17 protein-coding genes and 1 pseudogene are annotated in these 12,503 nt (G+C 66.6%); 7 read left to right on the top strand and 11 right to left on the bottom strand.

Translation table 11 applies throughout. The annotated features are described in order from the left end of the window. Nucleotides 1-140: 140 nt before the first annotated feature. Complete coding sequence (locus ACV7NQ_RS01115) at nucleotides 141-1,214, bottom strand: IS110 family RNA-guided transposase (RefSeq protein ID WP_463357869.1); 1,074 nt, start codon at nucleotides 1,212-1,214, stop codon at nucleotides 141-143. 405 nt (nucleotides 1,215-1,619) lie between these two features. Here ACV7NQ_RS01115 and ACV7NQ_RS01120 point away from each other — a divergent pair, with 405 nt between their 5' ends. After that, nucleotides 1,620-1,811 (top strand): hypothetical protein, encoded by a 192-nt coding sequence (locus tag ACV7NQ_RS01120; protein ID WP_463357870.1) that lies wholly within the window; start codon nucleotides 1,620-1,622, stop codon nucleotides 1,809-1,811. On the opposite strand, the gene ACV7NQ_RS01125 is transcribed toward ACV7NQ_RS01120, so the two are convergent. Beyond that, nucleotides 1,794-3,320, bottom strand: a complete 1,527-nt coding sequence (locus ACV7NQ_RS01125) for an FAD-dependent monooxygenase (protein WP_463357871.1) — start codon at nucleotides 3,318-3,320, stop codon at nucleotides 1,794-1,796. The genes ACV7NQ_RS01120 and ACV7NQ_RS01125 overlap by 18 nt on opposite strands. 612 nt (nucleotides 3,321-3,932) lie before the next feature. Between ACV7NQ_RS01125 and ACV7NQ_RS01130 the strand changes: the two are divergent. Then, a pseudogene (locus ACV7NQ_RS01130) lies at nucleotides 3,933-3,980 on the top strand (hypothetical protein); the annotation flags it as partial. A 240-nt stretch (nucleotides 3,981-4,220) separates the two neighbouring features. On the opposite strand, the gene ACV7NQ_RS01135 reads toward ACV7NQ_RS01130, so the two are convergent. Together ACV7NQ_RS01135 and ACV7NQ_RS01140 are read right to left on the bottom strand one after the other, a co-directional pair. Beyond that, nucleotides 4,221-4,310 (bottom strand): hypothetical protein, encoded by a 90-nt coding sequence (locus ACV7NQ_RS01135; RefSeq protein WP_463365481.1) that lies wholly within the window; start codon nucleotides 4,308-4,310, stop codon nucleotides 4,221-4,223. Between the two features lie 176 nt (nucleotides 4,311-4,486). Further along, entirely contained in the window at nucleotides 4,487-5,383 is an 897-nt protein-coding gene (locus ACV7NQ_RS01140; RefSeq protein WP_463357872.1) for a LysR family transcriptional regulator, read from the bottom strand. 107 nt (nucleotides 5,384-5,490) lie between these two features. On the opposite strand from ACV7NQ_RS01140, the gene ACV7NQ_RS01145 reads away from it, so the two are divergent. From ACV7NQ_RS01145 to ACV7NQ_RS01155, 3 genes are all read left to right on the top strand, one after another. Beyond that, entirely contained in the window at nucleotides 5,491-5,895 is a 405-nt protein-coding gene (locus tag ACV7NQ_RS01145; RefSeq protein ID WP_463357873.1) for a carboxymuconolactone decarboxylase family protein, read from the top strand. After that, a complete protein-coding gene (locus ACV7NQ_RS01150) occupies nucleotides 5,892-6,062 on the top strand; it encodes a hypothetical protein (RefSeq protein ID WP_463357874.1) in 171 nt (56 codons plus the stop codon). Before ACV7NQ_RS01145 ends, ACV7NQ_RS01150 begins: the two co-directional genes overlap by 4 nt. A gap of 112 nt (nucleotides 6,063-6,174) precedes the next feature. Further along, on the top strand, nucleotides 6,175-6,300 hold the full coding sequence (locus ACV7NQ_RS01155) for a hypothetical protein (RefSeq protein ID WP_463357875.1): 126 nt from the start codon (nucleotides 6,175-6,177) through the stop codon (nucleotides 6,298-6,300). A 201-nt stretch (nucleotides 6,301-6,501) separates the two neighbouring features. On the opposite strand, the gene ACV7NQ_RS01160 is transcribed toward ACV7NQ_RS01155, so the two are convergent. Then, a complete protein-coding gene (locus ACV7NQ_RS01160; RefSeq protein ID WP_463357876.1) occupies nucleotides 6,502-7,470 on the bottom strand; it encodes a hypothetical protein in 969 nt (322 codons plus the stop codon). 135 nt (nucleotides 7,471-7,605) lie between these two features. Here ACV7NQ_RS01160 and ACV7NQ_RS01165 point away from each other — a divergent pair, with 135 nt between their 5' ends. Further along, nucleotides 7,606-7,830 carry a hypothetical protein gene (locus ACV7NQ_RS01165; protein WP_463357877.1) on the top strand — a complete coding sequence of 75 codons (225 nt, stop codon included), beginning with the start codon at nucleotides 7,606-7,608 and terminating at the stop codon, nucleotides 7,828-7,830. 74 nt (nucleotides 7,831-7,904) lie between these two features. Here ACV7NQ_RS01165 and ACV7NQ_RS01170 read toward each other — a convergent pair whose 3' ends face one another. Further along, entirely contained in the window at nucleotides 7,905-8,219 is a 315-nt protein-coding gene (locus ACV7NQ_RS01170; RefSeq protein ID WP_463357878.1) for a hypothetical protein, read from the bottom strand. 276 nt (nucleotides 8,220-8,495) lie between these two features. Here ACV7NQ_RS01170 and ACV7NQ_RS01175 point away from each other — a divergent pair, with 276 nt between their 5' ends. After that, complete coding sequence (locus ACV7NQ_RS01175; RefSeq protein WP_463357879.1) at nucleotides 8,496-9,470, top strand: ATP-binding protein; 975 nt, start codon at nucleotides 8,496-8,498, stop codon at nucleotides 9,468-9,470. Between the two features lie 367 nt (nucleotides 9,471-9,837). Here ACV7NQ_RS01175 and ACV7NQ_RS01180 read toward each other — a convergent pair whose 3' ends face one another. The 5 genes from ACV7NQ_RS01180 to ACV7NQ_RS01200 form a co-directional block, all read right to left on the bottom strand. Beyond that, entirely contained in the window at nucleotides 9,838-10,035 is a 198-nt protein-coding gene (locus ACV7NQ_RS01180) for a hypothetical protein (RefSeq protein WP_463357880.1), read from the bottom strand. A 161-nt stretch (nucleotides 10,036-10,196) separates the two neighbouring features. Beyond that, on the bottom strand, nucleotides 10,197-10,955 hold the full coding sequence (locus ACV7NQ_RS01185) for a TIGR03943 family putative permease subunit (RefSeq protein ID WP_463357881.1): 759 nt from the start codon (nucleotides 10,953-10,955) through the stop codon (nucleotides 10,197-10,199). Continuing rightward, entirely contained in the window at nucleotides 10,952-11,956 is a 1,005-nt protein-coding gene (locus tag ACV7NQ_RS01190; RefSeq protein ID WP_463357882.1) for a permease, read from the bottom strand. The genes ACV7NQ_RS01185 and ACV7NQ_RS01190 overlap by 4 nt, the downstream gene beginning before the upstream one ends. Before the next feature lie 171 nt (nucleotides 11,957-12,127). Further along, a complete protein-coding gene (locus tag ACV7NQ_RS01195) occupies nucleotides 12,128-12,271 on the bottom strand; it encodes a hypothetical protein (protein ID WP_463365482.1) in 144 nt (47 codons plus the stop codon). Further along, nucleotides 12,271-12,498 (bottom strand): hypothetical protein, encoded by a 228-nt coding sequence (locus ACV7NQ_RS01200; RefSeq protein WP_463366089.1) that lies wholly within the window; start codon nucleotides 12,496-12,498, stop codon nucleotides 12,271-12,273. Before ACV7NQ_RS01200 ends, ACV7NQ_RS01195 begins: the two co-directional genes overlap by 1 nt. Between the last annotated feature and the right edge of the window lie 5 nt (nucleotides 12,499-12,503).

The following is a 12,503-nucleotide window of genomic DNA, read 5'->3' on the forward strand; positions in this document are numbered from 1 at the left end:
TGGACGCCGTCGATGATCTTCATCAACGTGCTTCAGGCGTGTCACGTAAGTTCGGGCCGCGAAGCGCTGCCGCCGAGTTCGGGGCGCAGAGACCACACCCGAACCAGTGCCGACGTGCGGCGCTGATGCTCCTATGGATGTCAAGCGGTGGCTTGCGCGGGTTCGGCGGTGATGAGCTGGTAGAGCTCGCGGGCGAGGTAGCGTTTGAGGCAGCGGATGATTTCTTTCTTGGACATGCCCTCTTTGGTGCGTCGTTCGACGTAGGCGCGGGTGCGGGGGTCCCAGCGCAGTCGGCAGAGCACGACGCGGTAGAGCGCGGCGTTGGCGTGGCGGTCACCGCCTCGGTTGAGGCGGTGCCGGCTGGTTTTGCCGGAGGATGCGGGTATCGGTGCGACGCCGCAGAGCATGGCGAACGCGGCCTCCGAACGCAGCCGCTCATGGTTTTCCCCGGCGGTGACCAGCAGTTGGGTGTCGGTGTCGGTGCCGACGCCGTTGGCGGCGACCAGCTTCGGGTTGATCGCGGCCAGGAGCGGTTCGAGCAGCTCGTCCAGATCGGTGATCTCGACGGTGAGCTGCTGGTGACGGCGTGCCAGCGAGCGCAACGCGATCTTCGCCGCGGTGACCGGGAACGCGGCGTCGGCGCGGTCGGGACGCAGTGACGCGCAGGTGGTGATGAGCTCGGTGCTCGACAGGCCACGCAGCCGCTCGCGCAGTTCGTCGGGTGCGGTGACGATCAATGCCTTGATCCGGCGTTGCGCGTCGGCGCGCTGGTCGACCGCCGAGCGACGGGCCACGCGCAGGTTGCGGAGAGCTTCGATGCGACCGTCGCGTTGTTTCGGTGTGCCAGTGCGGTTTTCGGCCAGTGCGGTCTTGGCGGCAGCGATCGCGTCGATCGGATCGGACTTGCCCTGGAACCGGCGGGTCTTGCGGTCGGGCCGGTCCACCTCGACCACGTCGAGGCCATTATCACGCAGGACACGAGCGAGTCCGGCGCCGTAGACACCGGTGCCTTCGACACCGATCCGGACCAGGCGCCCGAACCCTTGCATCCACGCCAGCAGCGCGGCGTAACCGGCCGCGTCAGCCGGGAACACGGCGGTTCCCAGCACCCGGCCGATCAAGTCGATCACGGCCGCGGTGTGCGTGTCGGAGTGGGTGTCGACGCCACCGGCGACCTCGATAGTGGCGGCGGGTTCGTGTGTAATGGAAGGCATCGTCGTCCTGTTGCGCGTGAGAGTGGGCAGGGCGGCACGCACCAGCCGGGCAACGCGGACAAGACAGAGATGGGGCCTCTGGCCAGGCTCCTATGAAGTCACAGCGCCAACACCTGGTGGGTGCACACGAGTACCTCCCGCCCAGGCCGACAGATCCCGTTGAAGACCCAGAGTCAGTCAGGTGGTGGGTCAGACCCCGGCGGGAGGTACTCACCTACATCCTCTCTGTCAGTTGGGGGTGGGACACGCGTTGTCGGGACAGTTAGGCCCTTGATCGGTTCCGTTGACCGCACTTAGCCGAAACCAAGGCCGTTATGTCCCGGCTGAGCCACCGGTTCTTCCGATATCCCCGGGGTCCGACTGGCCTTATATACCGTTGGGCCCCAGCTGTTCTTCCTCGGCCTGGTGGTCCCCACGGTCTTGCTGGCCCGGCGAGACCAGCTCCCGAGGTGGAGCCCACCACTGCTGGTGGCGGGCATCCTCCTCTCCGCGGTCAGCCTCGACTTCCTCCCTCTGACCGGCGTCGCCATCCTCGTGGCGCTGCCAGTGGTCGAGCCGCATGCGGTGGGACGCGCGGGATTACGCGCCGTCAGCTGAGCCGAACCATTGCGACAGCGCTTCGCGCAGCGTGGGTGCGGCGGTGTCGGCCGGTTCGCCGATCGTCGCGGCCCAGGCGATGTGGCCGTCCGGGCGGATCAGCAGGGCGTCGGCCGGTTGATCATCGGTCTTGGCCGCGCGAATGTCGATGCGGTGCGCCCATTCCCGGCCGATCTCGCGGAGCTCCGGACGTTCGGCCAGGTCGAGGAAGACGGGCCGTCCAGCGTGCATGAGTTCCGCGACGCTCGTCGTGCCCTGGTCGGTGTGCAAGGCGAGATCGGCTGCGAAGACGCCGGTCAGGGCGTGCTCGCCGGGCATCGGGTAGCGGATGTCGGTGCCGCCGACCAGCGCTCCTATGCGGCGCAGAGCCGGTTCGTCGCTGAGTAATTCCTGGAAGACCTCGCGCAGCGAGTCGGCGGCCTCGTCGTGTCCGCGCCGCAGCGCCACCTGCGCCCGGGTCTGCAACCGTGCGCGCGCACCGGCGAAGTGGCGTTCGTCGTGATAGGTATCCAGCAGCCCGGCCGGAGCCCAGCCCTGGACGTCGGCGGCCAGCTTCCAAGCCAGGTTGACTGAATCGAGCATGCCGACATTGAGCGCGGTGCCGGTGGCGGGCAGCAGGTGCGCCGCATCGCCGGCCAGCAGGATCCGCCCGTCCCGGTACCGTTCGGCCTGCCGATCCTTGAAGGTGAAGCGCGACAGGCGCTTCGGATCCGACATGGGGAGATCCGCGCCGAGCACGCGGCGCACGCTGTCCGCGAGCTCGGTCAGGGTCAGCGGATCGTCATCGTCGTAGTCGGCGGTCTCGTCCTCGACGGTTTGCAGGAACAGACCCCCGCGGTTGGGCGCGAACGCGAACATACCGCGGTCGGTTCGGTTGAACCCGAAGGGAAGCCGGCCCAGCCCGGGGACATCGATGTCGCCATTGCCGTGCACGGTGACCGAATCGCCCACCGAGACCTGAGCGACCCGGTTGACCTCCTGATAGGTGGTGCCGGGGAACCCGATACCCGCCAGGTCGCGGATCCGGCTGCGGCCACCGTCGCAGCCCACCAGGTAGTGGGCGGTCAGCTGGTGCGGTCCGACCGGCCCGCGCACCTCCGCGGTCACCGTGGCCTCGTCCTGGCTCACCCCGACCACCTCGTGGCCGCGGCGGATCTCGGCACCGAGTTCGCGGGCGCGTTCGCCGAGTAGTCCTTCGATCTCCATCTGCGGAAGCGGCACCGCCCGCATCGGCGGATCCGCCAGCTGCGTGAAGTCCACATGCGTTCCGCCGAACGGGAATCGGGCGGCCACGTGCGGGTCGTTGCTGGCCGCTTCGAAGCGATCCAGAATGCCGCGGTAGTGCAGCACGTCCAGGATCCGACCGCCGATACCGCTGGCCTTCGGGACGTCTCGGGGCTCCAGGTGCTTCTCCAGCACCAGCGGCCGCACACCGGCCAGGCTCAATTCGGCGGCCAGCGTCAGCCCGGCCGGGCCGGCGCCCACGATGATCACGTCGATGTCGGTCACGCGTTACTCCCAATGTCCGCAGATTCTGGCTTAGGTCGGCAATTCTGCGGCACACCCCGGGTCTTGCCGCAAGGCCCCCGGTGGGCTATATGTTGAGAAGGGAAAGGATTGAGTACTCTCCGTTTTCCCGAAAAATCCCCCAAACGGTACGCGAACTCAAGCTTCCGTCGTGCCGGGGATCCCGATTTTCACGATGTAGCTTGCGCGCGTGTGCATGGGCGTGTTGTATGTCGACGGGCACCGCCGTGGGACAAGAAGCCGGCCAAGAAACGTTCGTCGCGGTCGCGGTCGGGTCGTAAGCCGGGTAAGCAGCCGGGGTCGTCGTCGGTATCGCAGCGGCTTTTTCGATGACCCGGACCGCACGATCGTCATACTCGAACCCCCACGCTGCCAGGGTTGTTCGGGTTCGCTGCGGGATGCGGCGGAGGTGGGGCGGCAACGTCGCCAGGTGGTCGACATCCCCTCGGCACCGGCACCGGAAGTCACCGAGTATCAGTGTGTTTCGCGTGCGTGCGGGTGTTGCGGGGCGGTGACGGCCGGGGGATTGGGCCGACGCGGGCGAGCATTCGGGGGTTGTGCGGCATCGACGTCTCGACTGGGTTCCTCGCCGGGGTGCGTGGCCGCGCGGCCCGACGGTTGGAGAAGACGTTCACCGCCCACATGCGCGCCTTGTTGGTGTCCGCGCCGGTGCTGCATGCCGACGAGACCACCGGCCGCGCCGCCGGCGCGTTGTGCACAGCAATGGCGACGCTTCAAGCGAACTCAACGCGTCCGGGATACCGACCACGCCGGTCGCGCGCGCATATGTCACCTCGGCGTAGCGGCGTAGCCGCCGTCTGCTGTCGTGCCGGGTTGCGGCTGATTCTCGCAATTCACAAAATCACCACGCTGGCACCAGTCTCATTCGCCACAATGACCGCCGAGGAAGCCCAGACCGACCCGCTCGCCGACTTGCCACGATGTGACATCGTCCCCGACCGCGTCGATCACGCCGACAACCTCGTGGCCCGGCGTTGGCTGGATCAGAACAAGGTGTCGCGGACCCGCAGCGGCCGATAGCCGGTCGGCCCGAGCTGGGCGAGTTCGGCGTCGATGTCGACCTCGATAGATGCGGTGTTGCCAGTCGATGAAGGCTGGCCGGCAAGCCAGCAGGTTCAGGTTGCTGCTCAGGACTGTTCACTCCTGGCGCGGATCTCGGCGAGTACCAAGCGGAAGCGCTCCACGATGGGGCTTCGGTCTTTGGCGCGCCAGACCAGATGCAGGGTCGTGCGGGTGCCGGCCAGCGCGCGTGCGGTAACACCCACGCGCCTGAGGGCGCGGTGTGAGTCGGACATGACGGCGGCGCCGAAGCCAGCGGCGACGAGGGCTAGGACGGTCTGCACGCTGCGGCCTTCGGCACCGATCCGGGGGACCACTGCCGCCTTCTCGCAGAGCGCAATGATTTCATCGTAGGACTGCGGCGACACCTCCCGCGGCCACAGCACCAGCGGGATCTGCCCGAGCGCCGCAAGCGGTGCGGGCTCCCTGCCGTACGCGAGCGGGTGACCATCGGGCAGAAACAGCGCCATCGGCTCGTGCCACCAGACCTGGGTGGCAAGGCGGGGGTCGCGCATCGGCAGCCGCTGCACGGCGATATCGAAGCGACCGTCCAGCACACCGGCCGACATCTCGGTGTCGCTGAAGCTTTCCTCCAGCCGCAACGCCACCCGGGGAAGTTCCCGGCTCACTCTGCCGAGCACCGCGCCGAGTGGGCCGTTGATGCCCGATCCGGCGAAGGCCACGGTGAGCCGCCCGCTGCGACCCTCCGCGGCCAGCCGGACGTCCTCGAGCGCGGCCTCGGCCTCGGCTAGCACGATGGTGGCCCGCCGGGCCAACGCGTCCCCCGCCGCCGTCGGCACCAGCCCGCGCCCCTCCCGCTCGAACAGCGGCGTGCCCACCCGCCGTTCCAGCTCCTTGAGCTGACGGCTCAGCGTCGGCTGGGTCAAGCTCAGCCGCCGCGCCGCCCCGCTGATACTGCCCTCCTCGGCAATCGCCACCACATAACCGAGTAGCCGTAATTCCATCCATACCTCCCAAGCATGGAAACTATATCTAGTCATGCCTGATGAGCAGATTTCGGGTGCGTCCGGGCCAGCATTGAGCCATCGGTACGAGATCGAAAGGACCCGAGATGACCACGAAGCAGGACCGCTACGGACACGGCATGACAGTGCTGGAGCAGGTCGACGGCGAGGCCGGGCAGCGCATCGTCGACGCATTGGCCGACACCTCGCCCGAACTGGGCCACCAGGTGGTCGCCTGGGCCTTCTGCGACATGTACTCCCGGCCCGAGCTGCCGCCCCGCGACCGCCAGCTGGTCACCCTGGGCGTCCTCACGGCGCTGGGCGGCTGCGAGATCGAGCTGGAGGTGCACTTCAACGCCGCCCTGAACGTCGGGCTGCCCCCGGTGGAGATCTCCGAGGCGCTGCTGCACGCCAGCGTCTACTGCGGCATACCACGCGCCATCAACGCTACCCTGGTCGCCAAGAAAGTCTTCGGCGAGCGCAACCTGCTACCCATCACCAACGTCGCATGAGAGCAGCGGGGTCACGGGATCGTCGCAACACGCGAATCAGCTTCGGCGACCCACGCGTCTGGACGGACCTCATCATCGCCTACGGTCCGCTGCTATCCGACGACGGCGAATTCCCTCGTGGTCGCGGCAAGGTCCCGGATAATGCCGTGGAGTACGTGGCGCGTTAGGTCGGCGTCTCACGGACCGAGATCGCCTTCTACGAGGATCGCTCAGCACCTTTCCCGCGCCGTAAGCGGCGTCCCCGTATACCGATAATCGTTGCTCCGCAACGGAATAATCATGCAGCAATCGGCGGGCTGCCAGTTCGACGCGGACGGCGCGCTGTTCAAACTCGCCGCTGAGGCGCTGCGGATCCGGACGCCGGCGACATCGCGGCGGCTCTCGAATCCACACAGCGGCCTGTAACCACCAAGTCAGGGCCCACCGCCGCAACACCGAGCTCCTCCGATTCGACGCGCCCGCGCCGACGCAAGGAAACTCGCAGGCGTCGCCAGATACCTCCTCAGCGCAATCGCCCGTAGCGGCGCCGCATAGTCGACGCTGTCAGATGACCACGACATGTTCCGCTACGGTCTCCTCGGGCAATCCCGGGAGGATGTTGACTTATCACCAGTCCTCGCGGCGCATCCACGGCGGCGAAGGCAACGTGTACGAACCTGACTTGTTCTTCTCCCGTTCTCGCCGAGTCCGGTCACGCTCGCGCCGGACCTCGTCGGCGAGTGCGTAAATCGTGTCGAGATCCTCGTCCGTGCCGCCCATCACCTCAATTCCGACCTCGCCCATCTCGACATCGCAGTCCCAATAGACGATTTCCTCGGCGGCGTGCCGGGGACATCCCGGGACAGTGATGATCGTTTCGTCGTCGAAGACCTGTACTCGCACCCGCACCTCTCCGCCGCCACAAGCTGAGTGTCCCCGGCCTCGCCGGGACCGGTTGTCTCCGGCGCCGAGGAGGCATCCGCGGCTGTGGACGGCCTCGGTGATCATGAAGAGGAGCTCGGAAGCTTCGACAGCCGATTCGACCCTGTCACGCAGTGGTCCGTCGGTGATCCGAAGCAGCCCGCTCAGCCCCACCTCGACCTGGTAGCGGGCGACGGCCACGGTCTGCCACTCGACACAGGCGATGTCGGCGTCCTCGCGCACCCGAAGCAAATGGTCGAGTACCTTCCGCACCGTCTCACGGAACTCCTCACGCTGCTCGCATTGCACCACCCGGCGCCGCTGTCCGTCTGGGCCGGCCGCAGAGCTCGGCCGCAGCCTGACCGACTGCAAGGCTCGCACCTGTGGCAACAGCACATCCGCCGCAGCCACCACATCCTCACCGACCGGATCTGCCAAACCGTCCTGACCGAGCTGCTCGGCGTCGCTGCGCCGGTAATACCGTTTGACCCCGTCGATCTCGATTTTCGGTGGACATAACACCGACTCGGTCCGGGCTTGTTCGGCGAGTTCGTCGCCGCGGTGCAGAGCCTCGGTGTATTTCACGCCTTCCTCGGCCTCGATCCGACGAGCCCGGCGTCGGCGGCGCGCGCTGCTGTTCTTGGGCATGTCCTCGTCCAGTTCCGGCACGGGCACCCACACCACCCCTGCCTATGACGAAAGACCATGCGATACAGGGGAAATCGAGCTATCGCGGGCCCCGGGAAGGACCTCGGCCATCGACGTCACCGAACCGGCGTGGGCGGGGTGACTCAGGCGAGAAGGGAGCGCGTGCGCGTCCTGACACTCCGCGATCAGGATACCGCCCCGCGCCCGCGGAACGACCCAACCAAATTCGGCGAGTTCGTCACGGCCACCCTATTCGACATCCAGAAACACAGTCCTGGCGACGGCAAGCCGGAGATCACGTTGTCCCCGGCCGTAGAGCAACTCAAGATCCGAACCCATCAGCGTGCCAGGCACCCGGACACCTTATCCACCGCCTGGCAAGGCTGATCACTTTCGTCGGCGATCCTCGCGGGCCGAATGAACCTCGGCGACGAACCAGCCTGGCAACAGACGGAAGACGTTCAGTGAGTTGACCCGATCGCGTGGACCGATCCGGGCGTGTCCGACGTTCCGTCGCGGGCCTCGTCCGGCCTCGGCGCGACAGACCGAAGGACCGCAGCCGGTATCGCCAGTGGGTCCGCGGCAAGGCGGTAGGGCTTGGGGCCGAATCGTCGGCTGAGGAGCGTCCATATCAGCAACTGGCGCTCGTGACCGACGGTAACGAGTTCGTCGCGTCGCCAGCCTTTCGCCGACAGCTGCACCATCAACGATCGCGTGCGGGTCTCGTTGATCAGGTCCAGCGCTCCGGCGCGCATGATAAGGGCCTGAATCGACACGCCCCAAGCTGCCTTGATCCCGAGTGGCCAGCTGGCCGCATCGCAAGTGGGGACGGATGTTCGACGCCCCGCATCAGGATTCGGGAATCGACTCGGGGAGAAAGCGTTCTGTGCGCCGGACGCTCGTCGCGTGCGTGTCGCCTGGAACCTCTTGTGGGAGAACGGAACTCATCGACGCTTGCGCCACCCTCCGTTCGATCGCGGCGAGGTGTCGAGTACATTGTCGTTGTCAATCTCGAACATGAATATCGTTACTGATACGAGAGGAGTGTGGCGGTGAAGATCGCCTTCGTCGGTAAGGGTGGCAGCGGCAAGACAACCCTGTCCTCGTTGTTCATCCGTCATCTGGTCGAGCAGGGTTCGCCCACCTTGGCGATCGACGCCGATATCAACCAGCACCTGGCCACGGCATTGGGGGCCAGCGAAGAAGAATCACTGATCCTGCCGACCCTGGGCGAGCACCTGCCGTTGATCAAGGACTATCTGCGCGGGGACAACCCGCGGATTTCCTCGGCAGCGGCGATGATCAAAACGACCCCGCCTGGAGCGGGTTCCCGGCTGATAGGCGTCACCGAGGACAATCCGGTCTACTCCGCCTGCGTGCGGGACGTCGGTGGTGCCCGGCTGATGGTGACCGGCCCTTTCACCGATGAGGATCTCGGGGTGGCCTGCTATCACTCCAAGGTCGGAGCGGCCGAGTTGCTGCTCAACCACACGGTCGACGGTGCCGGTGAGTACGTGGTGGTCGATATGACCGCCGGAGCCGACTCGTTCGCATCAGGGTTGTTCACCCGCTTCGACCTGACCGCCCTGGTGTGCGAGCCGACCCTGCGCAGCGTCGGGGTCTATCGCCAATATCTCAACTACTCCAAGGATTTCGGCATCCGCATCGCCATCATCGGCAACAAGATCTGCGACGCCGACGATCTGGCCTTCCTGCGCGAACACGTCGGTGAGAACCTGCTGTGCTCAATAGGCCGCTCCGCACACGTACGCGCGGCCGAGCGCGGCGACATCCGGCCGATCACCGACCTCGAACCCGACAACCGCCAAGCTCTGGCGACGATCCAGTCCGCCCTCGACGCAGTCACCCGCGACTGGGTCGCCTACCAGCGCCAAGCCATCGAGTTCCACGTGCGCAACGCCAAGGCATGGGCCGGTGAGGATCTGGTCGCACAGATCGATCCCGACTTCGTCCCCCGACCCGATACCGAGTCCGGACAGCCGGTGGAGTTGGCCTCTCGTTCCTGAGCGGATCGCCGACCGGTCGCGGACTACCCGGCAGGATTCGCCGGGTAGTCCGCCCCTTCGAGATCAGCCGGTCCCGACGCCGCTACTCCCGCCCGGTCGGCGATCTCTGCCACGGTCACTTCATCTGCCGGGCGGTCAGAACTGGGCCGCGATCAATCGGGCGTATGCGCCGTCGGGTTCCGCGACCAGTTCCTTGTCCGGGCCGACTTGGACGACCGATCCGCCGTCCAGTACGACGATGCGGTCGGCACTGCGGATCGTCGAAAGCCGGTGTGCGATAATGGTCGTCGTGCGGCCTGCACGTGCCGCTTTCAGCGCGGTGTGGATCGCCCGTTCGTTTCGCTGTCGAGATTCGAGGTGGCCTCGTTCATGACGAGCTCATCCGCGCCACCCCGCAGTTGTTTCGCCGTACCGCCGGGATGAACCAGTAGCAGGATCCGGTCGCCGCGGTAACCGTCTGCAGGCGGTGGGCGATGACGAGCAGGGTGCGGTCGGCCGCGAGGGCGCGCAGCACATCGCCGACAGCGGCCTCATTGCCGGGATCAAGGGCGGTTGCCTCGTCCAACAGCACCACCCGGGCCAGTTCGAGCAGCGCGCGGCGATCGAAACACGTTGGTGCTCACCGCCGGACAGCATGGTGCCGCAACCGATCACATGCCCTACACATCCACACGAAGCCTGTCGTTACGTCGCTGCGCGTGTCGACCGTGAGAGCAACTGTCGTCGCTATCGCCCGCGTTCGTATGGACGGTCGGGAGCCGGGATCCGCTGGTAGTCGATGACAGCGAGGGTCGGGGTCTGATCGGGATCGTGCTGGGCGCTATCGGTTTGCACGACACCGCGAACCTCCAGCCAGGCGTCGTCCTCGATCGGTTCCGGCAGACCGGCTAGATGTACGAGCACGTAGCGGGCATCGGCAACGCAGCAGGTGATGACCACGCGAGCCAGATCGGCCTCGGTGGTAGCGGGCTGTTGTTGTTCGAGATCCTTTGGGCGGATGACGAATCCGCTGATCGTCACCTCGCGGCCGTCCAGGGAATGATTGGAATCCAGCAGCGCCCGGTTGACCAGGTCCACGACCGTCAAGTTCGGCGCGGCATCGGAGGGCAGCGGCGGGAACGGCCGCTGCTTCGGTGCCGACGCAGCCGAATCGCGCGGCACGACCTGGACCGGAGAGCTGGTCACGGCGGCGCCCGCACCGAGTGCGGGCGGGGCGATGAGCAGCAGTGCGGCGGCGGGGATCAGCAGCAGCCAATGGGAGCGGCCGGTGCCGTGCTCATGGTCATCGTCACCTGGGGTGGCCGTGCCGCGGCGGATATCGCGCACGATCGCGACCAGCCCGAGCAGGATGAATCCGACGCCGCTGATCAGCAGAAACGGATACAGGCTCGGTTTCACATAGCGCAGGTAAGCACCGTCGAGCGCGATCCACAACACCGCGGCGCCGATCAGCACCAACACCAGATTCTGTGTCTCCCGTTTCATCGGGCACCTCCCAGGAAGACGAGTCCGGCGATCGTGCCGCATGTCACGGCCACCACAAATGTCAACGGCGCGAACCGCGTTGCGAACGACCGCCCGAACGTTCCGGCCTGCATGGCGAAGAGTTTCACATCGACCGCTGGGCCGACCACCAGGAACACCAGGCGCGGCAGCAGCGGCAGCGCCGACATGCTCGCGGCGACGAACGCGTCGGCCTCCGAACACAGTGCCAGCACGATCGCCAGCACCGCCATCACCAAGACGGCCATCGCCATCTGGCCCGCCAGATGCTCGTACCAGGACGGCGGAACCAGCACATGCAGGGCGGCAGCGGCCGCGGCGCCGAGTACGAGAAATGCGCTGGCTTGCAGGAGATCATGGCGTGCGGCCTCGGTGAAGACCTCCCAGCGGGTCCGCCCGACCACACAGTGGTCGTGGCCGCGACCGCGCGGAAGCATCCACGCCGGACGCCCGATCCGCGACCAGATCAGGCCCATCACCACCGCGGTGGCGAGTGAGCCGGTGAACCGCGCTGCCACCATCCCTGGCTCGCCGGGGAACGCCACCGCCGTCGCGATCAAGACCACGGGGTTGATCGCGGGCGCGGACAGCATGAACGCCAGGGCGACCGAACCCGGCGCGCCCTGATCGGTCAGCCGACGTGCCACCGGTACGACGCCGCACTCACAGCCCGGCAGTGCCATACCCGCCAGCCCGGCCACACCGATTGCCGCGGATTCATTACGCGGCAATACTTTTCGCAGCACCGCAGGTGAAACTAAGGCCGCGATCGCGCCGCTGACCAGTACGCCGAGCACAAGAAACGGCACCGCCTGGACGAAAACACCTGCGAAGATCGTCACCGCGGTCTGCAACCGCGCCGATGCCCCTACGGCGCGCGCCAGCGGAGCCTGCACGACCAGCCCGGCGACGACGAGAGCCGCAAGCACATACGTCGAGGACAGCTTCGTCCGTACCGAGTTCAGCGTGTTCTGGGCGAGCACTGATCCCCCATCCTGTCAGCGGCAGCCGTCGAATCGGTTCGTCAACCAACCCCTGATTGATAATGGACCGACTGTGCTCCCGTGTTATCGGCGATACGGTGTTCGCGACGCGAGGCGCTCACCGACACGCGTCCGCGCCGTATTCACCCGGCACTGCGGGCCATTCTATGGTCATGCGGCGCACCGGGGACAGATGCCGTAGAGGTCGAGGCGGTGGCTGACGTCGCGGTACCGATGTTGCCGGGCGATATGATCGGCGTACTGTTCGACTTCGTCGAGGGTGAATCGTTCGGCGCGGCCGCAGATTCGGCACATCAGGTAGTGGTGGTGGCCGACGCCGTCGCGGATTCGATACAAGAGTTCGCCATCCTCGGCACGCTGGGTTTCCCGAGCTGCAGGTCGGCGAGTCGATGCAGAATGCGGTAGACGCTGGTCAGCCCGATTCCGATGGTAGAGCTCAGGCGGAGATCGGCATGCAGCTGCTGGGCGCTTCGGAAGCGGTCGTCGCGGCGCAGCGCGTCGAGCACGACACGTTGCCGCACGGTCA

This window comes from Nocardia sp. Tas62D01, assembly GCF_055232035.1.